Annotated in this window: 17 protein-coding genes and 1 pseudogene; 9 read left to right on the top strand and 9 right to left on the bottom strand. The window is 65.7% G+C overall.

The annotated features are described in order from the left end of the window. Positions 1 to 138 precede the first annotated feature (138 nt). The 6 genes and pseudogenes from ACOOHP_RS09760 to ACOOHP_RS09735 form a co-directional block, all read right to left on the bottom strand. A complete protein-coding gene (locus tag ACOOHP_RS09760) occupies positions 139 to 3,444 on the bottom strand; it encodes an efflux RND transporter permease subunit (protein ID WP_420466251.1) in 3,306 nt (1,101 codons plus the stop codon). Between the two features lie 10 nt (positions 3,445 to 3,454). Beyond that, positions 3,455 to 4,516: an efflux RND transporter periplasmic adaptor subunit gene (locus tag ACOOHP_RS09755; RefSeq protein ID WP_420466250.1), complete on the bottom strand. Its 1,062-nt coding sequence runs from the start codon at positions 4,514 to 4,516 to the stop codon at positions 3,455 to 3,457. 8 nt (positions 4,517 to 4,524) lie between these two features. Next, on the bottom strand, positions 4,525 to 6,024 hold the full coding sequence (locus tag ACOOHP_RS09750) for an OmpP1/FadL family transporter (RefSeq protein WP_420466249.1): 1,500 nt from the start codon (positions 6,022 to 6,024) through the stop codon (positions 4,525 to 4,527). Next, positions 6,021 to 6,521, bottom strand: a complete 501-nt coding sequence (locus ACOOHP_RS09745; RefSeq protein ID WP_420466248.1) for a MarR family winged helix-turn-helix transcriptional regulator — start codon at positions 6,519 to 6,521, stop codon at positions 6,021 to 6,023. The genes ACOOHP_RS09750 and ACOOHP_RS09745 overlap by 4 nt, the downstream gene beginning before the upstream one ends. Positions 6,522 to 6,624: 103 nt before the next feature. Beyond that, positions 6,625 to 6,979, bottom strand: a pseudogene (locus tag ACOOHP_RS09740) (transposase); the annotation flags it as partial. Between the two features lie 163 nt (positions 6,980 to 7,142). After that, on the bottom strand, positions 7,143 to 8,246 hold the full coding sequence (locus ACOOHP_RS09735) for a site-specific integrase (RefSeq protein ID WP_420466247.1): 1,104 nt from the start codon (positions 8,244 to 8,246) through the stop codon (positions 7,143 to 7,145). Positions 8,247 to 8,369: 123 nt separating this feature from the next. Here ACOOHP_RS09735 and ACOOHP_RS09730 point away from each other — a divergent pair, with 123 nt between their 5' ends. Continuing rightward, positions 8,370 to 9,278 (top strand): DNA-binding protein, encoded by a 909-nt coding sequence (locus tag ACOOHP_RS09730; protein WP_420466246.1) that lies wholly within the window; start codon positions 8,370 to 8,372, stop codon positions 9,276 to 9,278. A gap of 496 nt (positions 9,279 to 9,774) precedes the next feature. Here ACOOHP_RS09730 and ACOOHP_RS09725 read toward each other — a convergent pair whose 3' ends face one another. Continuing rightward, positions 9,775 to 10,587 carry an NUDIX hydrolase gene (locus ACOOHP_RS09725; protein WP_420466245.1) on the bottom strand — a complete coding sequence of 271 codons (813 nt, stop codon included), beginning with the start codon at positions 10,585 to 10,587 and terminating at the stop codon, positions 9,775 to 9,777. Positions 10,588 to 10,832: 245 nt separating this feature from the next. Between ACOOHP_RS09725 and hisG the strand changes: the two genes are divergently transcribed. Then, the gene (hisG, locus tag ACOOHP_RS09720) at positions 10,833 to 11,474 is read left to right on the top strand and encodes an ATP phosphoribosyltransferase (protein WP_420466244.1); all 642 of its coding nucleotides are present in this window, start codon (positions 10,833 to 10,835) and stop codon (positions 11,472 to 11,474) included. 60 nt (positions 11,475 to 11,534) lie between these two features. Further along, positions 11,535 to 12,833, top strand: coding sequence for a histidinol dehydrogenase (hisD, locus tag ACOOHP_RS09715; RefSeq protein WP_420466243.1), 1,299 nt, complete (start codon positions 11,535 to 11,537; stop codon positions 12,831 to 12,833). Between the two features lie 148 nt (positions 12,834 to 12,981). Here hisD and ACOOHP_RS09710 read toward each other — a convergent pair whose 3' ends face one another. Then, positions 12,982 to 14,301, bottom strand: coding sequence for a hemolysin family protein (locus ACOOHP_RS09710; RefSeq protein ID WP_420466242.1), 1,320 nt, complete (start codon positions 14,299 to 14,301; stop codon positions 12,982 to 12,984). A 191-nt stretch (positions 14,302 to 14,492) separates the two neighbouring features. Here ACOOHP_RS09710 and ACOOHP_RS09705 point away from each other — a divergent pair, with 191 nt between their 5' ends. The 6 genes from ACOOHP_RS09705 (at position 14,493) to ACOOHP_RS09680 (ending at position 21,434) form a co-directional block, all read left to right on the top strand. Beyond that, a complete protein-coding gene (locus ACOOHP_RS09705) occupies positions 14,493 to 15,347 on the top strand; it encodes a DUF4382 domain-containing protein (RefSeq protein ID WP_420466241.1) in 855 nt (284 codons plus the stop codon). A 111-nt stretch (positions 15,348 to 15,458) separates the two neighbouring features. Continuing rightward, positions 15,459 to 16,685, top strand: a complete 1,227-nt coding sequence (locus ACOOHP_RS09700; RefSeq protein WP_420466240.1) for an efflux RND transporter periplasmic adaptor subunit — start codon at positions 15,459 to 15,461, stop codon at positions 16,683 to 16,685. 10 nt (positions 16,686 to 16,695) lie between these two features. After that, positions 16,696 to 17,382 (top strand): ABC transporter ATP-binding protein, encoded by a 687-nt coding sequence (locus ACOOHP_RS09695; protein ID WP_420466239.1) that lies wholly within the window; start codon positions 16,696 to 16,698, stop codon positions 17,380 to 17,382. Between the two features lie 127 nt (positions 17,383 to 17,509). After that, positions 17,510 to 18,673, top strand: a complete 1,164-nt coding sequence (locus tag ACOOHP_RS09690; protein WP_420466238.1) for an ABC transporter permease — start codon at positions 17,510 to 17,512, stop codon at positions 18,671 to 18,673. Further along, positions 18,673 to 19,860 (top strand): ABC transporter permease, encoded by a 1,188-nt coding sequence (locus ACOOHP_RS09685; protein WP_420466237.1) that lies wholly within the window; start codon positions 18,673 to 18,675, stop codon positions 19,858 to 19,860. The genes ACOOHP_RS09690 and ACOOHP_RS09685 overlap by 1 nt, the downstream gene beginning before the upstream one ends. A gap of 344 nt (positions 19,861 to 20,204) precedes the next feature. After that, entirely contained in the window at positions 20,205 to 21,434 is a 1,230-nt protein-coding gene (locus tag ACOOHP_RS09680) for a diguanylate cyclase (protein WP_420466236.1), read from the top strand. A 13-nt stretch (positions 21,435 to 21,447) separates the two neighbouring features. Here the strand turns inward: ACOOHP_RS09680 and ACOOHP_RS09675 are convergent, their stop codons facing one another. Next, positions 21,448 to 24,003, bottom strand: a complete 2,556-nt coding sequence (locus tag ACOOHP_RS09675; RefSeq protein WP_420466235.1) for a DUF1329 domain-containing protein — start codon at positions 24,001 to 24,003, stop codon at positions 21,448 to 21,450. Positions 24,004 to 24,067: the final 64 nt, after the last annotated feature.

The raw sequence follows: 24,067 nt of genomic DNA, 5'->3' as shown, positions 1-24,067 counted from the left end.
TTGTCGGTGAGAAGCTCGCCGCTGATCCCACAGAGTGATCCCCTTGGAATGACCCGGGACCGATTCTATGGCGATCGCGTGGACCGGAGGCTCGTCAGAGATCGCGGACTCGTTGTCCAAGTCATCTGCGACGACAAGTCAGGACTGCAGCTCATCGCCCTGCACGTTGGCGGTGCTATTCAGAACGATTCCCGGCAGCCATCCCGGGTGCGTGGTGGCAATGCCGTAGTACATCGTCGGAAGGATCAGCAGCGTGAGTCCGGTCGAAGTCACAGTGCCGAAGATCAGCGAGGTGGCCAGCCCGGCGAACATCGGATCGGTGTAGAGAATCAGCGTTCCGAGGGCGACCGTCAGCGCTGACAGCATGATTGGCCTGAAGCGAACGGCACCGGCGAGCTTGACCGCTTCCTCCAGCGGATGGCCCGCACGTTGGTAGTCGCGAATGAAGTCGATGATCAGCAGCGAATTGCGGATGACCACGCCCGCCAGTGCGACGACCCCGATGGCGGACCCCATGCTGAAGTCGATGCCGAGCAGCCAGTGCCCGGGAAATACACCGATGAACCCGAGCGGCACCGCCGTCATCGCCAGCGTGGCGAGCACGAACGATCGGTACACAGCCACGAGCAGGAGGTAGATCAGCGAAAGACCGGCGATCAGGATCATGCCCATTTCGCCCAGTGCATCGAGCGTGACTCGCAGCTCGCCGTCCCAGAGCAGTTGGTACCCGTCCAGAGAACTCGGTGCCTGCGCCTTCAGGCCCAGATTGCCGGTGCGCAGCACCTTGCCCCCCGACAGCTCCAGGCCGTCCAGGTGGTGGTTCATTTCGAGGATGATGTAGCCCGCAGCGCTGCCCGCAGCGTCGGCGGCGACGAAGCTGTAGGGCTCATTGTCCTTGCGCAGGATCGGCCGATCGACGTGCGTCTGCACCGGCTTAACGACTTCCGAAACCGGAATGCGCTGGCCCTGTGCATTGACCACGTATACCCGGTCGAGCCGCCGCGGATCCAAATCGTGCCCGCGCGGCACCTGGACCAGGATGGGCACCGGCGCCCGCTCGCCTTCGATGCGCGCCTCGGAGAGCACGCGCGTGTCGAGCAGGCTGCGCAGCGTCTCCTCGACGGCAGCGGCGGTGACGCCGGATAACATCGCCTTCTCGTGGTCGACCTGCAGATCGATCCGTGGTGCATCCACTGGCTCGGAGTCATAGACGTCCACCACGCCCCAAGTCGCCTCGAAGCGTTCACGCACCTGGGCGACCAGTTGGCGGCGCACTCCGGCATCCTCGCCGTAGATCTCGGCGACCACCGTGGCGACACTGGGAGGGCCGGGGGGAACGTCGCGCAGCGTGATCTCCAGACCGGGGTAGTCGGTTCGCAAAGGGGCGGCGGCGGCGCGCAGTTCCGCGATCACCGCGGACGAGGTCGTCTTGCGCGCCTTCTTGTGTACCAGCATGACCGTGATCTCGGCTAGATGCGCGGCCTGACGGTTTGCAGCCCCACGGATCTGTCCGGCGAAGTCCACCACTGGCGGCAGGCCGACGTAGCTCACCCAGTTGGCGACCAGCGGCTGGCCGCGCAGCAGCGCGCCCAAGCGGCGCACGACCTCGTCGGTCCTTTCGATCGGCGTGCCTTCGGGCATGTCGAGCGTGATGCTGAAATGGCTGCGGTCCTCCTTGGGCATGATGGCGACCATCACGCTGCCGGCCGAGGGCGGACCGCCGACGCCCGCGGGCCGGATGAACTGCCACGCCGGCTGCATCAGCGCGGCCAGCAGGGCGAGCGCGGTCAGCGCATAGAACGTCCGGCGCCGCCGGTGATCGTGCAACAGCGGCGTCAGAACCTTGAAATAGCGGTGATGCGACGCGGAAGACGCGTCTTCGTGCGCATGCGAGTGGACGTGCCCGCGCAGCCATCGATGGCAGGCCCAGGGCACGATCATGTACGCCAGCAGCAGCGACAGCGCCATGGTGATCTGCACGTTGAACGCGATCGGCTCGAAGTAGGCCCCGTTCATGCCGGTGAGCAGGTTCAGCGACGCGAACACGAGAACCACCGAGAACGTCGCAATGGTCGTCGGCGGGCCGATCTCGTTGACCGCCAGCACCGCCTGGCGGCGTGAGTCGACATCCGAACGATGCTGATAGTTGCGGTAGATGTTCTCCAGCACCACGATGCTGTCGTCCACGATCATGCCCAGCGACAGGATCATCGCGAACAGCGATATGCGATTGACGGTGTGGCTGGTGAGCAGATCCACCATCAGGGTCAGGCACAGGATCAGGGGCAGCACGAAGCTGATGATCAAGCCGGCGCGCAGCCCGAGAAAGGGCAGCAGCGTCAGGATCACCGCGCTGATCGCCACCGCCAGATCACGCAGCAGATGATTGACCGTGTCGTTGGCCTTGGCACCGTCGTCGCGGGTGGTGACGACGTGCACGTCCGCCGGAATGAATTGCTGGCGCAGCGTCTCGACGGCGGCCAGCACCTCGCGAGCCATGGTGACCGCGTTCGTTCCCGGCTTCTTGGCCACGGATATCGTAACGGCCGGCATTTCACCGGCGACTTGCCCGAATCGCGCATCGCCGGCACCAAAGCCCAGTCGCACCTGGGATTCCCGCTCCTGCGCGGGCCCGTCGTGGACGGTCGCCACGTCGTCGACGTAGATCACGCGGCCTCGATGAACGCCCACCGCCAGCATGCGCACCTCGTCGGCCGATTGCAGTTCACCGCGCAACTGCACGCGCAGGGTCCGCCCCGCGTGCACGGTATCGCCGACCTCCGCGGCCGTGTTTCCCGCCGCCAGTGCGGCCAGGCCCTCGCTCAGGGTCAGGCCGAAGGCTTCGAGCCGCGCCGGATCGGGCTCGACGCGAATCTCGCGTGACACGCCGCCGTGCAGTTCGACGCGCGACACGGAGGGAATGGAGTTGAGCCGCTCGGCGACGCGCTCCGCCAGGCGGCGCAGGGCGTAGTCGTCGTAGCGCTCCGAGGCCAGCGTGACGGTGACAACGGCAATGTCGTCGGTATCCACCCGCCTGATAAGCGGCGGCGCGACCTCCGGCGGCAGTAGCGCCTGGACACTGCCGATCTGCTGATACACGCGCACCATGGCTTTTTCCTTGTCCACGCCGACGTGGAACTGGACAGCGACGAGTGCCTGTCCCTGCATCGCCGTGGCATAGGTGTGGTCCACGCCCTCAATCTCGCGCAGCGCGCGTTCAACCGGCGCGGCCACCAGGCGATCGACATCGGCGGCGGATCGGCCCGGAAGCGCGTACAACACCTCCGCACCCGGGACCAGAATCTGCGGATTTTCCTCGCGCGGCGTCAGCGTCGCGGCGATCCATCCGACCGCCAGACAGAACAGCACGAAGACCGGTGTGAGCTTGGACTCGATGAAGTAGTCGGCGATCCGGCCTGCCGAGTTGAGTTCGCGTTCGCGCATGCCCGGCCTGCTAAGGCGATTGCCGCTTCAGGCGATCACCGTCGCGAACCGTCTCCGGCACCTGCGCCAGCACCGTCTCACCCGCCTGAAGCCCCGCGGTGATTTCGGTCAGCACGCCATCGCGCCGCCCGGTGCGCACCCAGCGGAAGTCGAGCCGGTCTTTCTCGCTCACGACGAAAACGCCGGTCAGTCCACCGCGCTGCGCCAGCGCCGCGTCCGGCACGCGCAGGCCGTCGGTTTCGCCGACCTTGAAGCGGCTGCGTCCAAACAGTCCCGGCGTCAGGCCCGCCGCATCGTCCAGTTGCAGCTTCACCGTGAACCGCCGCGTCACCGGATCGCCCGACGGAACCACTCGCAGCACGGTCGCTCGATAGCTTTTCCCTGTTGCATCGATGTTCACCTGTGCCACGTCGCCGACGGTGATGTGTTGCACCTGCGATTCCGCCGCCGCCGTCTCGAACAGCAGCGCGGTATCGGATTCCACCACCAGCAAGGGTCGGCCGGGCGTCACCAGGTCACCGGCCCGTGCGGGTCGTTCGGCGACCACGCCATCCACCGGGCTGACAATCTCGGTGTAGCGGAGCTGAGCCTGCGCCGCGCTCAGCGCTGCATCCTCGGTGCGCAACAACTGGTCGGCCGTATCACGTTCCAGTTGCGCCTTGCGCCGCGCGGCGTCAGACACCAGGCCGCGCGCCAACAAGGTCTGCGTATCCACCAGCGTGCGTTCGGCATCGCGCAGCGCGGCTTCGCGCAGCGCGCGCTGTGCTTGGGCCTGCTGTACGGCCGCTTCCTGATCCCGAGCGTCGAGCTGGACGAGGACCTGGCCGCGGCGAATGTGCTCGCCCTCGCGCACGCTGATCGCACGGACATAGGCCGGAAGGCGCGAACTGATTTCGACTCGCTCGTCGGAAACCACCGAGCCCACGGTCTGGTAGTCCTCGGCGAGCCGTTCGGTGGCGAGGCGTAGGGTCGGCAGGTAGTGCTCGGATGGCGCTCGCGCCGGATAGGGCTGAGGATCGCCGCAGGCCGCAAGACATGCGGAGAACAGCGAGCAAAGGATCGCGGCGGGCACGGGCCGTTTCATTCGTCCCCCAGGCTCCACGTCAGGCTGAGCTGGGACTGCCACACACTGATATGCGTTTCTACGGTCTGATCCTCGGGATCTTTGCTCACGTCGAAGCTCAGAAGTTCCCCCTGCAGCAGTGTGGGCGTCGCGCTACTGAAGCTGTTGGTCTCGCGGATCGTGTTCTTGATGGCGTAGATCAACGCCCACCCCAGTTCGAGCTGCGATGAGAGCTTCCAGGACAGGCCAAGCGCCGCATGGCGGTCCGTGATGGCTGGCGCGAAGATCTTCGGCAGCGTCTGGTCGCGCACCAAAGGATTTCCCCCCCAGCTGAATCCGGCCCGCCAGGTCAGCCGGTCATGCCCACCCTGGTAACCGATCTTGTAGACATCGATGGTGTCCCAGCCGAATCCAGGGCCGCCGGGCGCGCCCAGGCAGGCGTCGAGATCGGGTGGGCTTTGCTGGTTGCGAGTGAACAGGCGGGGAACGAAACACCCATCGGTGAAGCGCTGCGGCTCGACCTGATTGGCCAAGGGCCGGATGTCGCCGTACCGCACCTGCTCGTAGTCGAGGAACAGCCGGTGGCCGTCGATCACATGAAACTGCAGGCCGAGGTTGAGGACGGGCGCGAAATCCAACGAGCCGCCGATGATGGCACCGCGGTACTTGTCGAATTCGGTCTGATACAGACGCGTCTGGTAGGCCGCGCCGATTCCGATTCCATAACCGACCTCCCACAGCAGGCCGATCCGCGCACCGCCTCCATAGGAGTAGTCGAGCCCGCGGTTGGACGTGTGCTCCGGAGAATTCGAGAACGCCGCGAACGCCCCGAGCCCACGAATTTCGATCCGCTGCCCGGCCACCACCGGCGCGATTCCGACCGACAGGTTCGGCAAGACGCGATACGCCCAGTGCGCAGACACGAGGATCTGCGTGAGGTCCACGCCGAGCGTCGTGCCACTACGACCACAGAGCCCCGAAATATCGGAGAAGGCCGACAGCGGTTGCCCGCCGCCGAAATCGCCGTCGCAGCGCGCGGCGAGCACCGGCACGCCGCGCGCCAGGGTGGCCGATCCTCCTTCCGAAAGCGCCTTCAATCCTGACGCGGAAACGCCCCAGCCGACGGCGGTCCGGTCGTCCAGCCGCCAGTTGCGAGCGAACGAGGGAATAGGAAATACGCCAGTGACGGAGGTGTTGCGTCCAGGCTTGAAGTCGAGCAGGCCGAAGGCTGCGTTCTCGCCGAGCGGTCCGGCTCGATAGCCGCCGTCGGGAATCGCGATGCCGAGTTCGGCGGTGCGGGTATTGCCTAGCCACGCGCCCGCTGCCGGATTGCGCAGGGTCGCAGAAGCATCCGACGCCAGCGCCGTGCCCGCGCCGGCCATGCCCAGCTGCACCGCACCCGTACCGGGCGAATTCATGCCATTCGATGCTGCGGCCTCGCCTGCAAGCCACAGGAGCACCCCGCCGGCGGTTCGTGCCACCCGTCGCTGCCAGTCGCCGCTCCGGCGCGCGGTCACGCGGTGGGTCCCAGCATGCGTTCTGCCGCGTCCATGGATTCGATGAGCGAGCGCAGCGTGCGTTGGAGCGCGCGCTTGTCTGCCGCGCTCAGACTGCCGAATGCAGCCTTCACGATGGGCTCGAACCGGGCTGCAAAGGTCCGAACCAGCGTGCGGCCGGCGGCGGTCGCGACGATGCGGCGCCGCCGCGCATCGCGCGCGTCCTGGCTAACCCGAACCAGCTTCTCGGCGGCAAGCACGCTGAGGATGCGCGTCATGTTCGCGTGGTTCTGACCGACCTGCTCGCTCAGTGTCGAAGGCGTCGTGCCTTCGTCGCCACTGGCCAGCACCACGATGAGCGTGTGGTAGGAGCTTTCGGTGAGACCGGTCGGCCGCAGGACCGGATCGGTGAACGCGGTAATACCGAGGCTGGCAACGCGGATCAGGCGCATCAGCGTCACATCCTCGATCGAGAACTCGGGAACGCCCTCGCGCCAGCCCTTGGCACTGGCATCCACGGCGGATAGTCGGTCTTTGGTTTTCATTGGCGTGTCATTGATGTTACACCACAATAATATATAAGCAATCCCCCCGCTGAACGGAGCTATAGCATTCGCAGCACTCTGTCAGCGTATAGCTCGATCTCAGGGCATCAATCAGCTGTGTCTTCTCCCGATTCGTCAGGAGCTGCTGGTCGATGCCCAGATCTTTTTAGGAGTTCGTTCGCCTTCTTCAAGATGTCCTGCTCGAGCTGCAGGCGCCGGATGTTTCGCTGAAGTGCCTCGACCTGCTTTTCCAGTTTGTCTCGCTCGGGGTCTGGCGAGGAGTCTTGTTTACGCGGCATGAGCAAGGAAGGTTCGCTGCCGAGCAGCTGATGCTTCCAGTTGTACAGCGTTGGCCGGGACACGCCCACTTCTTCTGCCACAGACCGCGCGCTGGCTTGCCGCAAGCACAGCGCAATGACTGCGGACTGTTGTCGCGCGTTGACAGTTGACCAGCTGGTCAGTTTTCAGCGCGCGCCAACAGTCTGGGCCCGGCGTTTCGAACGACGGGATCGGGGGGCATAGACCGCAGAAGTTCGTCGACTTCTGTCAATTGCTGAGCGGGCGGCATTTGCGACAGCATGGGTTTGTCCTGTTTCAGTCCAAGAGATTGCTCACAATGGTTACACCGAGTTCTCCAGACCGGTAATAACCGAGCACGGTATCAACCTTGCGATGCTCGGTCATTGCCATGACATCGCCAATAGGGATGTTTCGGCGGCCGGCCTCAGTCACGAAGCCAGAACGCAGGCTGTGCCCCGCCCAGTCACCTTCGAGCCCTGCGAGTAAGGCACGCTTGCGAACAATTTCCCCAACAGCCGCTGGCGACAGTGCGGGCCCGACGGTGGTCTTCCATAGACGGCGAAAGATCGCACCTTCGCTGATCTCCGCAGAAGCCAGCCAAACGCCGAGCGCTTCGGCCGCGACGCCACGGATCGGCTTGTCGGGGAGGGCGCCGCGCCGGTTATCGCCGTCCTGATTCGTCTTCGTCACGCCGAGGCGCAGTAGGTAGCCACGGTCATCAACTTTGGTCAGCTGATCGACTCTCGCGCTGGCAACCTCCGATCGCCGACGTCCGCCGCTGGCCCAGGCAAGGAGGAGCAGGGCACGGTCGCGCTTTCCCTCAAGGGTGTCATCGCAGGTCGCGAGCATCGCCTCCAGAGGCTCTCGAGTGGCTGCCGTCTTCTTGGTGATCGTCTCGCCACGTTTCGCGGATGTCCGACGTGCGCGCGACATCAGATGACGGACCTGCGGATCCTCACAGGGATTCGCCATTCGCCGAAGCTGATGCAGCTTGGAGAGCACGGCGATCCGGTGGATCACCGTGTTCATCTTCATGGGGCCGAGATGACCTTTGAAGCCGCTCTCGACCAGCAGCCGGTCAATATCCTTGGGTAGTTCGCAGACGGGGACATCAACCGATCCGCGCGCCAGATGGTCGACGATGAACTGGACCACAACCGGGGCCGTCACCGGCAGGCTCAGGACGCCGGCATAACGGGCCTGGTACCAGGCACACCAGTAACGCATGGCGCTGCGGTAGCTGCGCAGAGTGTTCTCAGCTTGGCCCGCGATCAGGATTTCTTCGGCGGCTTTGCGGGCCTGATCGCCCAGGGCCGTGGGCGAGAGCACCGAAGCCGCGGGGGCGAGTAGGGCTACTGCCTGGGATTTCGTCCGTTTCGCCAGTCGCTGCGTGGTCACGAATCTCACCTATGTGATATGTATGCTGTAGTAAATATAACAGAACGTTGATCATTAGCACGATAAGCATCACCTATCGTTGGTATTGAAACAAGGGCAGGGCGCTGCAACATCGGAGGCCTCATGGCACGCGGAATCTCGGAAGCAGATGTTCTGGAGGCAGCCGACGCGCTGCTCGCGCGCGGAGAGCGCCCGACGATCGAACGCGTGCGCCAGAAACTGGGCCGTGGTTCGCCCAACACCGTCAACCGCCACCTCGATGCTTGGTGGACGTCACTGGCCCAGCGAGTGCAGGGGCGAAGTCGCTCGACGCTGCCGGCTTCGCTGTTGGAGCTTTGCGGCCGACTGTACGAGGGCGTCCGGGAACAAGCGCGTGTAGAGGCCCAGGCCGACGTCACCCTTGCGGAAGATCGGCTAAATGTCGCGTTGACCGACTTAGAGGCCCAGAAAAACGCCCTACTGCTTGAGCGAGCCGGTATCGCCGCTGCCGGCGAAAAGCTTGCCGCCGAACTGACGTCCCTGCGCGAACGAAACGAGGTCCTCGCGGGTGAGAAAGCGAACCTGCAAGGTGAGGTTGGACGGATCAATTCGATCGCAGCCGAGGCCACCGCGTCCGCCATGGCCAGTAGATCCGCACTGGAAGCCGCGCAGGGGAAGCACAAGGCGGAAATTCAACGTGTCCGGGATCAATGGGAAGGCAATGAGAAGCGCTGGTTGAACGAAATTGTTCACATGAGAGAAGACGCGAAGCGTTCTCGCGCGGAACACGCGGCGGCCGTCAAAGCGCTGCAGACACAGCTCAAGGAAGTGCAAGCAAGCCTGGCGAGAGCACTCAAGGGAAGGCTTCGATTGGACGCGGATTTGGTTCGCGCCGACGCCGCCCGGGCGAAGGAGCGGGAAGCAAGAATCGCGGCCGAGGCGACTAGTAAAGCTACCGCTGCCGCCCTTCAGGGCTTGAATGCGCGTCTGGGTTCACCGAAAGCTCATCGGCGTCGGATCGTCAAGACCACGAAGAATCCCGGGCAATCCTAGGGCTCACTAATGCCGACCCTGGTGTCCACGTGGAAGCAGCGCGGCCACGAGCTGATCGATCTGCGGTCAAACGGGCCCGCGCTTCGGGACAGGATCGACGCATTGTCACTGGTGGAGGTAACCGAGAGCGGCGGTCTCGGCGTAAACCCGGGGGCCTTGCGCACGGTCCAGGGCCTACGCGAGCGCGACGAGTCCAGTTCTTCTCCCACATGTCTGGAGGGCAGGTTTCAGACCGCTTTCAGACCGCGGTCATGACCGTCCCTGAACATCCCTTGGTTAAAACGACGATTCCATGCTGTTGCTTAAAATCCCCAGGCGATCGCTGACCAATTTTCATCAAGTTCACTTGGTCGGCTGATTCGTGCTGTCGAGTGGGGATTACCACGAGTGTCTGCACTGGCGGTCTTTATGTGTCCGACAAATGGCATTGTCGGACACATGGTAATTGGTCTATATCCTTGTTTTTAATCGATATTTTTTGTAGCTAGTTAGCATTTCAGCGCGCTGCAGGTGCGGCGAATTCGGTCACTGCATATCCGGCTTCGGCGGGAATACTCAGCCACATCCCTTCGGGGCGCTGGATGACTTGCGGTTGCACGGTCACCACCGGCGCCGATCGTGCTGCCGCCAGTGCCGCTTCTGTGCTGATGCTGAAGCCGAGTTTCTCCACGTTCAGCAAGGTGGCCGGCACCACGGTGCGGCGACCGTCGGCGGCTTGAGTCAGCACGTCGGCAGGTCTGATCCAAACTGAATCGACGGTTTCGCGGCCGTCGTGCAGCGCGACCTGCTCGGACGGCGCCACCGCGAGGTAGAAATAGGTATCGAAGCGCTTGGGCATGAAGCTGGGGGTGACCCAGTGCGCGAAAGGCACCAGTTCGTCGCAGTTCAGGAACAGGTCCTCGGCCTGCAGCATGTCGGCGACGCCGAGTTCGCCGCGGTCCAGCGGCTGTCGATAGCGCTCGCCCAGTGCGGCCAGGCGCGCAGGTGCGATCGGCGTGTGAGTGCTGCCATCGCTGGCCAACAACACGCCACATTCTTCGAATGCTTCGCGAATGGCGCCGACTCTGAGCGCCACCTGTTCCGGTGAAAGCCCTTCGGCGCCGCGGCAACGCGCCAGTACCCGCGGATCGGTATCGCCGGGTGCCAGCTTGCCGCCGGGGAACACCAACGCGCCGGAGGCAAAATCGATCTGCTGGTGGCGCACCACCATGAACACTTCCATGCCGTCGGGTCCTTCTCGCAGCAGTAGGATGGTCGCGGCCAGGCGAACGGCGGCGGCAGGCGCAGCGGGATTACCGGTTGAAGTCATTGCGTGGTTCCGGGGATTGATCGGGAGTGGACGCGCGAATTTCATCACGTCTTGCCGATGCGGGTGACGGCCCGTCGGATAACGCCGTTGCAATCGTCGACCGCCTTCGACGCGCGAGGCCGGACGCGAGGATGGCGGCGCTTGCTAAAATGGCCCGCTTTTGTGCTGCCGACGGCGCGGACCTGAAACCCGAACTGTCGCTCGCCGTTTCGCGGAAAGCCGACCCTTCCCTGCCCTTGCCCATCATGAGTCCGATCACGCTCGCCCTGTCCAAAGGGCGCATCCTCGAAGACAGCCTGCCCATGCTGACCCGCCTGGGACTGGGGCCGGCCGGCGATATCGATCGCCTGCTCCGCGTGCCTTCGGAGGACCCGGGCGTGCATCTGCTGATCATCCGCCCGGCCGACGTGCCAACTTACGTCGAGCACGGCGCGGCGGATCTTGGCGTGGTCGGCAAGGATGTGCTGATGGAGCACGGCGGCTCGGCCTTGTACGAGCCCCTGGACCTGGATATTGCGCGCTGCCGGCTGTCCATCGCTGCGGTCAAGGGTTCGCCTTACGCCGACCCGGCCGGCTGGTCCAGCGGCCGCCGCGTGCGGGTGGCCACCAAGTATCCGGAGATCACCCGACGCCACTTTGCGCAGCGTGGCGAACAGGTGGAGATCATCAAGCTGTACGGTTCGATGGAGTTGGCGCCGCTGGTGGGCCTGGCCGACGTCATCGTCGATCTGGTGGACACCGGCAACACGCTGCGCGCCAACGGGTTGGTCGAAACCGAAGTCCTGACCCAGGTCAGTTCGCGTGTGGTGGTCAACAAGGCCTCCATGAAGATGAAGCACGCGGCGCTGCAGGATTTGCTGGCGCGCATCCAGACCATGAAGGCTTAGGATGAAACGACGTTTCCGCTTCACCGGATGGCGCACGGCGCCGGGGAACAACCGATCGCGATGAACATCGCCCGACTCGACACCACCAGCACCGACTTCGACAGTCGGCTGGAATCGCTGCTGGACCGCGCACCCGAACAGGATGCGCGCGTGGCCGCAACGGTGGTGGACATCGTTGCCGACGTGCGCAAACGCGGCGATGCAGCGCTGCTGGAATACACCAACCGCTTCGACGCCTCCGACTGGAAATCCGCGCAGGACCTGGAACTGCCCAAGGCGGTGCTGGAAGCCGCCTGGGTCAGCCTGCCGCTGGACCTCCGGCGGGCGCTGGAACAGGCGTATGTGCGCATTCGCACCTATGCCGAGCGTCAGCGCCTGGAGGACTGGGAGTTCTCGGATGTGCACGGCAACCGTTTGGGACAGCGCGTCACACCGCTGGATCGCGTCGGAATCTATGTCCCCGGCGGCAAGGCCGCCTACCCGTCTTCGGTGTTGATGAACACCATCCCGGCCAAGGTCGCCGGCGTGCACGAGGTGGTGATGATGGTGCCGACGCCTCGCGGCGAGACCCATGCCGCGGTATTGGGTGCGGCGCACCTGGCCGGGGTGGACCGCGTGTTTCGCATCGGCGGTGCGCAGGCCATCGCCGCCCTGGCCTGGGGCACTTCGACGGTACCGGCGGTCGACAAGATCGTCGGCCCCGGCAACGCCTATGTGGCGGCGGCCAAGCGCGCGGTGTTCGGCCGCGTCGGCATCGATTCCATCGCCGGGCCGTCCGAAATCGTGGTGATCGCCGACGGCGATTCCGATCCGCGCTGGCTGGCGATGGACCTGTTCAGCCAGGCCGAGCATGACGAGGACGCGCAATCGATCCTCATCAGTCCTGACGCTGATCTGCTCGAGCGTGTGGCCCTCGCCATGGACCAGCGCATCGCGGAATTGCCACGCGCCGACATCGTGCGCGCCGCCCTGACCGACCGCGGCGCGCTGATCCGTGTGCGCGACCTGCAACAGGCTGCCGAGATCGCCAATCGCATCGCCCCGGAGCATCTGGAACTCGCGGTGGCGGACCCGCGCGCGTTGGTGACGCACATCCGCCACGCCGGCGCCATTTTCCTCGGCCGCTACGCGCCGGAAGCCTTCGGCGACTATTGCGCCGGGCCCAATCACGTGCTGCCCACCTCGCGCGCGGCACGCTTCTCCAATCCGCTGGGTGTCTACGAATTCCAGAAGCGCAGCAGCCTGATCGAATGCACGCCCGAAGGTGCGCGGGTGCTGGCCGGCATCGCCGGCGTGATCGCCGATGCCGAAGGTTTGCAGGCGCACGCAGCGTCGGCACGCGACCGGCTCGATCCTTAGGAGGCCCTGCGCTGTCCGCGTCCGCGGGCCGCGGGCCGCGGGCCGCGGAAAGCCGCATGGTGGGCGCTCGACGGCCGCAGCCCCTCGCATCGCGCTGGCCGGCTTTGGCGTCCGAACCGGCTGGCTCGGGGACGCCGCCCCGCCGCACTCAACCGTCGTTGTCGCCGTCTTCTTCCGGCGGTGGCTGGGGGGTGAGTTGGGTCGCCAGCACGCGGACGATGCGGCGGCCGTCCATGGTCGCGATCTCCAGGCGCCAGCCTTCGAGCTCGACGCTGTCGCCAACCGTGGGGACATGATCGAGCAGCGCCATGATCATGCCACTGAGGGTGTTGAAGCGGCCGCCATCGGCTTCCGGTAACGAGCGTAATTGCAACCGGTCCATCAGCTCGGGCAAGGCGATGGCGCCGTTGAGCAGCCAGGCGCCGTCCTGTTGACGCACCGCGCCCACGTCTTCAAGGTTGCGTGGATGCAGATCGCCGGTCATCGCCTGCAGCAGATCGTCCGGTGTGACCAGACCTTCGATCTCGCCGTACTCGTCCACCACAAACACCGACTGCAGATGATGGGTGCGGAACTGCTCCAGCAGCTCCAGCACGGTGAGTGTTTCCAGCATGAACGCGCAGTTATCCAGCGTGGCATCGAACGCCAGCGATTTGCCCGCCGCCACGGTGCCAAGCACCTGCTTGGCGTCGACGACGCCGATCAGGCGGTCCAGGCCGCCGCGACACACCGGAAAACGCGAGTGCTCCGATGCCAGCATGCGCTTGAGATTGGCGGGCGCCGACAGGGTGGTGTCCAGATACACGATGTCCGAGCGCGGCGTCATGATCGAGCCCAGGCGGCGCTGGTCCAGACGCAGCACGTTGCGCACCATCTGGTGTTCGTGACGCTCGATGGCACCGGAGTGGGAGCCTTCGCTGAGCACGGCATGGATCTCGGCCTCGGTCACGCCGGGCTGGTCGCTTTCGCGGATCCTGAGCAGGTGCATCAGCACCCGGGTGGACACCGACAACAGCCACACGAAAGGACGGGTGATTGCGGCCAGCCAGCGCATGGGTCTGGCCACCAGGCAGGCGATGCTCTCGGCGTGTATCTGCGCCCAGCGCTTGGGCACCAGCTCTCCTACCACGATCGAAACGTAGGTGACCACGGCCACCACCAGCGTCGTTGCACCGATGTGCGCGAGTTCGGCCGGCGTGCCAGCGGCGAGCAGCGCCTGCGCCAGGGGCTTCGCCAGCACCGCCTCGCCGACAATGCCGTTGAGGATGCCGATGGAGGTGATGCCGATCTGAACCGTGGACAAGAACCCGGTCGGGTTCTCCGCCAGCTTGAGCGCCACCCGCGCAGCGCGATCGCCCTGCGCCACTCTGGCTTCGAGCCTTGCCTTGCGCGCCGTCACCACGGCGATCTCCGACATGGCGAACACCCCGTTGAGCAGGATCAGGCTCAGCAGGATCAGGGTTTCCACGGCGGCCTCATCCCCTGTCCGGCCGCGCAGCGCGGCGCATTACGATGCGGCGCGAACCGGGGTTCAGGCTCGGCCCGGCGCCGGTGGAACGGAGAACAGGCGATGCATCGACGACAGCTGGAGTCCATGAATACGTGGATGGCGGCCTGTTACCCTCAGGCGACCCAGTGATCATAACCGGCCCGTACCGCATGAATCTCCGTTCGCCGCTGTTGCCCGCCGTCCTGACGGTGACGGCGCTGTGTCTTGCCGCCTGCGAATCCTCGTTCGACGCCAGGCTGTCGGCCGACCCCATCGACAACCTGCAACGCGTCACCCTGCCGCTGGAAGGACTTGCCGTGCAGACCAGCGATGGCCAGAGCCGCAGCCTGCGCCTGGACGATCCGGTGGACGTGGACCTGCTGCTGTTCGATCTGGACAACCCCTATCTGCTGATCGCCAATGCCGAACTGGCCGAGGGCAGTTATCGCAGCGTGCAGCTGCTGGTCGATGCCGACGGTGCCGAGCTGCAGCGGCTGGACGGCGGCCTTTTCCCCATCGATCTGGCGGCCAGTACGCCGTTTGCCGATGTGGCGTTCTCGGTCGACGAGGACAGCAGCGTGGCGATCGACCTGGCATTGGACCTGCGCTTGTCGCTGTCGCAGCGGACCGACGACCGCTACCGGCTGGCGCCGGTGCTGCGTGCGGTGCCGGCGGGCGATGGCGCAGAGGTTCGCGGCGTAGTCGGCGGTGGTCTGCTCAACGATGCCAGTTGCGCGCTCGGCGCCGCGGTGTACCTGTTCGAAGGCCTGGATGTGGAGCCCGACGAGCGAGACGGCGCCGGGGTCGAGCCGGTAGCCACGGCAGCCGTGCGCAACGATCCTTTCAACGCCGTACCGGCGTATCGACTGGGCGTGCTGGCCGAAGGCCCCTACACCCTGGCGCTGACCTGCGACGGCGAGTTGGAGGACGGCCTGGACGTCGCCGATCCCGAAATCAACTTCATCGCCCGGTACAACCTGGAGCTGCTGCGCACCGAACAGCGCGTGTTCAACCTGCCGCCCTGATCGCATGATCGGCCGGTGTTCGATCTGCCGGCGCTACGGCCGCTTGAACCGGCGCCGGAAACTGCCAAGCTTGCCGCCGTCGGCTCCGGCGGAGTCGTTACGAACCCTCTGATGGAAGATAAATCGGCGCTGTTGCGCAGCCTCAGGATCGACCGCGATGCCACGCCCGAGCGCGAGCCGCGACGGCCGTGGCGCTGGGTGACGCTGGCGGTCGTCGTCGCGTTGCTGGGATGGATGGTCTACCGGCTGGGTCCCGGCGCGGCGGTCGAGATCAGTACTGTCACCGCCCGCAGCGAAGGGGGCGCGCCGACAGCCGGCAGCTCGGTGCTGGATGCTTCGGGCTATGTGGTGGCGCGACGCCAGGCCACCGTGTCGTCCAAGATCACCGGCAAGGTGGTGGAGCTGCTGATCGAAGAAGGGTCGCGGGTCGAAGAAGGCGCCGTGCTGGCGCGCATCGACGATTCCAACATTCGTACCCAGCTCGATCTGGCGCGTGCGCAAGCCGACGCGGCGCGTGCGCAGCTCGGCGAAGTGGAGGTGCAATTGGCCGAAGCCGAGCGCAACCTGCGCCGGACGCGCGAACTGGCCACCAGGCAACTGCTCAGCGAGTCGGCGCTGGATACCGCCCAGGCCAATGTCGACGCGCTGCGCGCTCGTCTGCGCAGCATGCGCCAGAACGCGACGGTGGCCGACCGCAGCGTGGCGGTGCAGGCCCAACAGCTCGACGACACGGTCGTGCGCGCACCGTTTGCCGGCGTCGTCACCGTGAAGAATGCGCAGCCCGGCGAGATGATCTCGCCGCTGTCGGCTGGCGGCGACGGCACCCGCACCGGCATCGGCACCCTGGTGGACATGGACTCGCTGGAGGTGGAGGTCGACGTCAACGAAAACTTCATCAAGCGCGTGCAGGCCGGCCAGACCGCCCAGACCGTGCTTAACGCCTACCCGGACTGGAAGATCCCCTCGCAGGTGATTGCGGTGATCCCCACCGCCGATCGCAGCAAGGCCACGGTCAAGGTCCGCATCGGCCTGCAGGTCGACGATGCGCGTGTGCTGCCGGAGATGGGCGCCCGGGTGAGTTTTCTGGCGCCGCAACAAGCACAGCCCGCCAGCGACGAGGCCGCGCGGGTGCTGGTCGCCGCCGCCGCGATCGCGCGCGAAGGCGACGAGGACGTGGTGTATATCATCGCTGAGGGTCGCGCGATGCGACGCACGGTGGAACGGGGTGAAGCACGCGGTACCGATGTCGAGATCCTCGCCGGCCTGGAGGGCGACGAAGTGCTTGCGGCCAGCGGCCTGGATGCGCTGCGTGACGGCCGGCGGGTGGTGGTCGAATGACGGGCCGCGCATGAGCGCGCCGCTGATCGAATTGCGGCAAGTGTCCAAGCACTATCGCCGCGGCGCCCAGCAGGTCGACGTGCTGCACGCGCTGAGCATGGACATCCAGGCCGGCGATTTTCTGGCGCTGATGGGCCCCTCCGGCTCCGGTAAAACCACCCTGCTGAACCTGATCGGCGGGCTGGATCGCGTCAGCAGCGGCAGCGTGATCGTCGCCGGGCAAGCGCTGGAAGCGCTCAGTTCCGGCGGACTGGCCGCCTGGCGTGCCCGCCACGTCGGCTTCGTGTTTCAGTTCTACAACCTGCTGCCGGTGCTCAGCGCCGCGCGCAACGTGGAACTGCCCCTGCTGCTGACCCGCCTCAACGCCGCGCAACGTGCCCGTCACGTGGCGGCGGCGCTGGCGATTGTCGGGCTGTCCGACCGCGCGCGGCACAAACCCGCGGAACTGTCCGGCGGCCAGGCACAGCGGGTGGCCATCGCCCGCGCCCTGGTGGCGGACCCCGCCCTGCTGGTGTGCGACGAACCCACCGGCGACCTGGACCGCAAGACCGCCGACGAGATCCTGGGCCTGCTGCAGGAACTGAACCGCGAGCACGGCAAGACCATCGTGATGGTCACGCACGATCCCAAAGCCGCGGAGTACGCCAGCCATCAGCTGCACCTGGACAAGGGACAGCTCGTGAGGGGGGAGGCGTGAGGCGTGAGGCGACAAGCGTGATTCGGCTGAGTCGATCAAGGCAGCAGCGCCTTGCTGGCGTGCACCCGCTCTCCGCGGAGAACAACCAGACCGCCCCACGCCTCGCGCCTCACGCCTCGCCAACGAGATGAAATATCTGCCCCTGCTCTGGGCCGCGCTGTGGCGGCGCAAGCCGCGCACGATCTTCACCGGCCTGTCGATCGCGGTGTCGTTCCTGCTGTTCGGGTTGCTGATCGCGTTCAACCAGGCACTCAACGCCGGTGTGGCGTTGTCGGGCAACGAGCGTCTGGTCACCACCGGAAAGTATTCGCTGACCCAGGTGCTGCCGTACGGACACTTTCAGCAGATCCTCAACGTCGAGGGGATCTCCAAGGTGGCGCACGCGTCGTGGTTCGGCGGCGTCTACCAGAACGAGCGCAACTTCTTTCCGCAGTTCGCCACCGACATCGAGGTCTATCTCGACCTGTATCCGGAAATTCTGCTGCCGCCGGAGCAGCGCGAGGCGGTGCGACTGAACCGTTCGGGAGCCATCGCGGCCAAGACCCTGGCCGACCGCTTCGGCTGGAAGGTCGGCGACCGCATTCCCATTCAGGCCACGATCTGGGCGCGGGCAGACCGCAGCGATGCCTGGGAATTCGAGCTGATCGGCATTTTCGATACGCGCACGGTGGCCGAGCGCGGCCAGTTCGAGATGATGCTGCTCCCCTACACCTATTTCGACGAGGCGCGCCTGTTCGGCAAGGGCACGGTGGGTTGGTATCTGGCCGAGGTGCAGCGCGGAGCCAACGCCGCGACGGTGGCGCAGCGCATCGATGCGCTGTTCGCCAACTCGCCCTTCCCCACCAAGAGTCAGACCGAAAAGGCGTTCAACCAGGCCTTCGTCAAGCAACTCGGCGACATCGGTTTCATCATCACCGCCATCATGGGGGCGGTGCTGTTCACGCTGCTGATGCTTACCGGCAACACCATGATGCAGAGCGTGCGCGAGCGCATTCCCGAACTGGCAGTGCTCAAGACCATCGGCTTTTCCGACGGTCAGGTGCTGGGGCTGGTGCTGGCCGAAGCCGGCGTGCTGTGCGGCGTGTCGGCGGCGCTGGGCGTGGCAATGGCTGCGGTGTTGATCCCGGCGATGGTCCCGCACCTGCCGGGCGGCTTTTCCGGTATGAGCCTGGACCCGCAGGTGCTGACCCAGGCGCTGGGGCTGTCGGCGCTGCTGGCGGTCCTGGTCGGTATGCCACCGGCTTTGCGAGCCATGCGCCTGGATATCGTGCAGGCACTGGGAGGCCACTGATGCTCGCGCAGACGCTCGCCATCACCCTGCTCAATCTGCGCGCCATTCCCTCGCGCCTGGGCAGCTCCCTGGTGATCGTGGTGGGGATCGGCGGCGTGGTCGGCGTGCTGATCGCGCTGCTGGCGATGGCCGAAGGTTTCAAGACCACGCTGGCCTCCACCGGTCGCGCCGACCGTGCCCTGGTGATGCGTGCGGGGTCCAACGACGAGCTGGCCAGCATCCTCAACATCGAGGTGTGGAATATCGTGCGCGACCTGCCCGGCATCCGTCGCGACATCGCCGGCGAGCCCATCGCCATCGCCGAGCGCTACATTCTGTCGGACGTTCGCAAGCGCGGTGCGCAAACCGGTGCCAACGTGGTGGTGCGCGGCACCAGCCCGGACGTGTTCCGCGTGCGCCCGGAAGCCCGCATCGTCGCCGGTCGCATGTTCGAGCGCGGCAAGCGCGAGGTGGTGGTGGGGCGTGGCGCGCTGGACCAGTACGCGGACATGCAGATCGGCCAGCGGGTCGAGGTCCGGGATGGCGCCTGGCCCATCGTCGGCGTGTTCGAGTCGGGCGGTGACGTCCACGAATCCGAGTTGTGGGTCGACGTGACCAGCCTGCACCAGGCGCTGCGGACGCCGTTCTACGCCACCGTAACCGTGCAGCTGCAGGATGCCTCGGAGGCGACCCTGCAGGCGTTCAAGGATCGGATCGCGGCGGACCCGCGCCTCAAAGTGAGCGTGCAGCGCGAGCCCGACTACTACGCTTCGCGTGCGGTGGCGCTGCAGAAATTCATCACCATCCTGGGTTACTCGGTGGCGACGATCATGGGCATCGGCGCCGTGTTCGGCGCGCTCAACACCATGTATGCCGCGGTGTCCACGCGCAGCGTGGAGATCGCCACCTTGCGCGCGATCGGCTTCCACGCCACCCCGGTGGTGATGTCCGTGCTGATCGAGGCGGTGTTCCTGGCGTTCGTCGGTGCTGCTCTGGGCGCCGCAGTGGCCTACGTGCTGTTCAACGGCTACACCGTCTCTACGCTCAATTTCCAGACCTTCAGTCAGGTGGCGTTTGCTTTCCGGGTAACTCCAGGTCTGCTGGCCGAGGGCATCGCCATCGCCTGCCTGATCGGCTTGATCGGTGGCCTTTTTCCCGCGGTGCGCGCGGCACGACTACCCGTAGCCGAGGCGCTGCGCTCGGCCTGAAGACGCAAAGGCCAGCCCGGCGTACCCGCGCCAGCAATGCACTCGGAGGCGGCAAGGGACGCCAGCGGGCACTGACGGCTGTTGCTGTTCCGCGCAAGTATCCGAAAAACGTGACGCGGTTCTCACGCAATGGCCGGATTTTGGTGCCTGCGTGCCCCAGAACAGCTGGGTGAGGTCTGTCCGCGCGCCGAATAATCGAACAATGTCTCGCTCGATCAGTGGCATGCATCACATATTCGAGTGAGGTGCACGCGCTCGGCAAGTCGCTACAGTTCAATCGGTCCCCACAGCGAGGGCAGACCGCGGCGCCAAAGAAGCTCGGAACATCAATGGGCCAGGGAGACATGCGTAGCGAAACGCTCACCGATCAGTCGTTCGATCCGGCACGCCTGCAAGGTGCGCTGGATCAGCTCGACCGTGGCCGGTGGGGCTACTGGCCGCGACTGGCACTGGCATTCGAGCCCGAACTGGAAGCGCCATTCCTGCGCCATCGGGCCGAATCGGTGCTGATTCTGCAACGCCTGGCCATGCTCATCGGCGCGCTGCTGTATGCGCTGTACTTCTGGCGTGACGCCGTCACCGACCGCTATTACATGGATCCGGTGATCTGGGGGACGCTGCTGGCGTTTGCCATTCCCGGCAACACTGCTCTGTTCGTTGCCACCTTCCTGCACGAACCCTGGCGTTACACCCTGGCGATCGCGCGCGTGGGCGCTTTGTTTCATACCGCCGGCATGCTGCTGGTCAGCGCCATCAGCGCCAGCCGCAACGGCGAAGGCTGGTACGAATTCCTCATCATCCAGTTGCTGTACGACTTCTTCCTGCTGGGTTTGCTGTGGTCGCAGGCCAATTGGTTGGCACTGATCACGGCGACGTTTGCGCCGCTGCTGATGATGGCGCTCGGGCAACCGCCCGGCCAGGTGTTCAACTACACCTTCTTCATCACCGCCACCGCCGTGCTGGGCAGTATCGGATGCTATGTGCAGGAACGCTCGCAGCGACGCTCATGGCTCACCGAACAACTGCTGCGGCAGATGTCGGAACGCGATCCCCTGACCCATCTGTTCAATCACCGCGCGTTCTACTCGCGTGGCGATCGACTGATCCGCCACGCCCGTCGCGAGGGCCGCTACGTGGCGGTTCTCGGCGTCGATATCGACCTCTTCAAGCGCTTCAACGATCTCTACGGCCATCTGGCCGGCGACGAATGTCTGCGCCAGGTGGCCCAACAGGTGGCCGATCACGCGCGCCGTCCGCTGGACATGGCCGGCCGGCTCGGCGGCGAGGAATTCGCGGTGTTTCTCTACGACGCCAACCGCGCCAGTGCATTGTCGCGCGCCGAGGATCTGCGCGAGGCGATCCGCAATCTGGACCTGCCGGGCCAAGCCCGGGTGTCGATCAGCGTTGGCGTAGCCACCGCGACGCCGCTGGATTCGGTGACCATGGAAACCATGGTCGGTCAGGCCGATGTCGCCTTGTACCGTGCCAAGCACGACCAGCGCGACTGCGTGCGCGAATGGACCGACCACAAGTCGGTGCCGACCTTGACGCTGGTGACGCCCAAGGCGAGCTGAGGCGCCGGTCCGCTCAACGCCCGTAGCGTGCGCGCACCGCGGCGGGCAGGAACTCGCCCTCGCCGATCTCGATGTTGAATTGTGCGGGCGGCTCTTCGGCAATCAGGCGGCTGGCGAAATAGCGGCCGTCCTGCAGGTCGTAGGTCACCACCGGCAGCGCATTGGCGGACTGCGAGTCGTACAGCGGCAACAGGTGGCCTTCCTGGAAGCGCCAGAGCTTGCCCTTGCGATCGTAATTTTCCGCCAGCACCACGTTCCAGGTGTCCTCATCCACATAGAACACGCGCAGGCCGAAGCTGTGTTTCTTGCCGCCGCGTTCGTTGGCTTCGATCACCCACACGCGGTGCAGCTCGTAACGCGTCCCGTCCGGATTCAGGTGCTTGGGCGTGAGCAGATCCGAATATTTGCGGCTGCCATCGGACAACCGGTAGCCGTTGTACGGCAGATACAGTTCGCGCTTGCCCACCAGCTTCCAGACGTAGCGGTCGAAGGCGCCGTTGTACATGTCGATCATGTCGACGAAGTACATGCCCTCGGTGGCCGGAAAGGGCTGGTCGTAGCCCACCGGAGGAATGCGGAACATGCGGCCGGTGCCGGGCGGCATCACCCAAATCGCGCGCGCATCCTTCTCCGAATTGGCGGTCTCGTGCGCCAGCGCCACCAGATTGTTGAGGCCGACGCCGGTAAAGCGCAGCAGGTAGTACAGCAGGATGTTGCGGTTGGAGATGTCCACCGGGTCGGCGATGTTGCCGTAGCGATACAGCACCCGCTCGTTGAGACGTACGCGCAGACTCTCCCTGCCATCGGCGCCGATCACCACCTGCTGGCTCTGGGCATCGGCCGAATCGCCGCGGTAGCGCACGCGGTGATTCCACATGATCTCCACACCCGATTGCGGCCGCGGAAACGGAAACCCCAGCTTGGCACCCTCCAGCGCATCGGATCCCAGCAGCTTGGCGCGACCATCGTTGGCCTGGGTGGCGTCGTAGATCGCTTGCGGATACGCCGCGCCGCGGCGCGTGGTGTACACCGGCATGCGGTAGCTGGGGTACTTGGCCAGCAGTTCGCGGTGGCCCACCGACAAGCGCGCCCGGTGCTCGGCGGCGTTGGCGGGACTGATGGTGAACAGGGGACGATCATTGGGATAGGGGTCGACCAGCTGCCCGCCAGGCTTGAACGCGGCCGGCCATTGCGAGCGCGTCAGCCCACCGGTCCAGGGCGGGATGCTGGCGTCGGCGTTGCCGTCGCGTTCGGCACCGATCGGCGTGAGTTCGGCGCTGGCGCTGCGCGCACTCGCCACTTCGGCGCCAGCGCTCACCGCCGAGTCCGCCGCTTGCGCCGGCCCGCTGAAGTCGACGCTGTCGCCCAGCAGCCGCTGGCTGAGAACCACCTCGTCGGCGCGCTGACGCACGGCCTGCGCCGCAGCGGCCAGCGCCTGCTCGCGTGCGCGGCCCGACTCCAGGTAGGCGATCCAGTCGCCGGCCAGTTCCGACTGCGGCGCGAACCGCGAGGCTTGGCGAAACGCCCCCAGCGCGCCATCGACGTCGGCGAGCTGGTAACGCGCCAGTCCCAAGCTCATCAGCAGCGGGCCGCTCTGCTCGCCCATCTGCAGCGCCTGGGCCAGGGCCTGGGCGGCGCGCCCGTAATCCTCGCGTTCCAGGTACAACTGCGCCATCTGCTCGTACAGCGCGCGGCTGGGCTGTACCCGGACCAGTTCGTTGAACACCTGCAGCGCCAGCGCGGTTTCGCGCGCGCGCACCCATAGGGCCGCGAGCAGCTTGCGGTTCTCGACGTTGCGCGGGACCTGCCCATTCTGCATCCAGCCCTGCAGGACCGACGCTGCCTCGAACGGCGCCCCGATCTGGCCGGTCAGTGCCACCAGACGCAGCCGGTCCTGTGCGGTGTCCAGGTAACCGAGACGACTGGCGATCTCCATCGTCGCCTGCGCGCGCGGTCGCTGGTTGGCTTTGAGGTAAAGCGCCGACAACTGCAGCCAGGCGTCTTTCTGCGCCGGGTCTTCGCGCAGCGACAGCTCCAGGAGCTTGGCGGCTGCGGAGAACTGGCCAGCGCCGATGTGGGCAGCCACCAGCGCCTGCCTCCAGCTCGGGTCCGGTTTTTCGACGGCGGCGATCCCTTTCTGCAACAGCGGGACGGCCTCCTTGTAACGCCGGTTCTCAAGGTAAGCGGCGCCCAGCGCCACCATCACTTCGGCCGTGGCGTTGCCAGCCTTGACCAGTGCTTCGAGCTGCGGCACCTGGTCCTTGAGATCGCCGGTGGCCAGCGCCAGTGCGGCCAGATCCTGCTTCATGATCTGCGCAGCCGGCCCGGACAGCGCGCCCAGCTTCAATGCTTCCTGCAGCAGCCGCTGTGCTTCTTTGTAATCCTTCCTCTCCACGGCAGACGAAGCCAGGTCCCGCAACAACAATGCCCGCGCGTAGGGATCGGTGGTGGACTTGAGCAGCGTCGCCGGGTCGACCGCCTTTTGCTGTTCGGCCGGCGGCGCAACTTCGCGCACTTCGCTGCGGTACTGCTGGGCCTGTACCGCGAAGGCGAACAGCAGGCCAGGCATCGCTGCGTAAGCCGCGTGCCTACGCGCGAGCCGGAGCGCGGTGGGCACGCGCTGCGATGCCCAC

The sequence above is a fragment of the Panacagrimonas sp. genome, from assembly GCF_965216805.1.
Taxonomy (GTDB): domain Bacteria; phylum Pseudomonadota; class Gammaproteobacteria; order Nevskiales; family Nevskiaceae; genus Panacagrimonas.
The sequence above is the reverse complement of the archived record's forward strand: the minus strand, read 5'-3'. Positions and strand labels throughout refer to the sequence as shown.

Coding starts and splice junctions, on each gene's coding strand:
- ACOOHP_RS09760 (WP_420466251.1), bottom strand. CDS start 3,444: ATGCGCGAACGCGAACTCAACTCGGCAGGCCGGATCGCCGACTACTTC.
- ACOOHP_RS09730 (WP_420466246.1), top strand. CDS start 8,370: ATGGCACGCGGAATCTCGGAAGCAGATGTTCTGGAGGCAGCCGACGCG.
- ACOOHP_RS09725 (WP_420466245.1), bottom strand. CDS start 10,587: ATGACTTCAACCGGTAATCCCGCTGCGCCTGCCGCCGCCGTTCGCCTG.
- hisG (WP_420466244.1), top strand. CDS start 10,833: ATGAGTCCGATCACGCTCGCCCTGTCCAAAGGGCGCATCCTCGAAGAC.
- hisD (WP_420466243.1), top strand. CDS start 11,535: ATGAACATCGCCCGACTCGACACCACCAGCACCGACTTCGACAGTCGG.
- ACOOHP_RS09705 (WP_420466241.1), top strand. CDS start 14,493: ATGAATCTCCGTTCGCCGCTGTTGCCCGCCGTCCTGACGGTGACGGCG.
- ACOOHP_RS09700 (WP_420466240.1), top strand. CDS start 15,459: ATGGAAGATAAATCGGCGCTGTTGCGCAGCCTCAGGATCGACCGCGAT.
- ACOOHP_RS09695 (WP_420466239.1), top strand. CDS start 16,696: ATGAGCGCGCCGCTGATCGAATTGCGGCAAGTGTCCAAGCACTATCGC.
- ACOOHP_RS09690 (WP_420466238.1), top strand. CDS start 17,510: ATGAAATATCTGCCCCTGCTCTGGGCCGCGCTGTGGCGGCGCAAGCCG.
- ACOOHP_RS09685 (WP_420466237.1), top strand. CDS start 18,673: ATGCTCGCGCAGACGCTCGCCATCACCCTGCTCAATCTGCGCGCCATT.
- ACOOHP_RS09680 (WP_420466236.1), top strand. CDS start 20,205: ATGCGTAGCGAAACGCTCACCGATCAGTCGTTCGATCCGGCACGCCTG.
- ACOOHP_RS09675 (WP_420466235.1), bottom strand. CDS start 24,003: ATGCCTGGCCTGCTGTTCGCCTTCGCGGTACAGGCCCAGCAGTACCGC.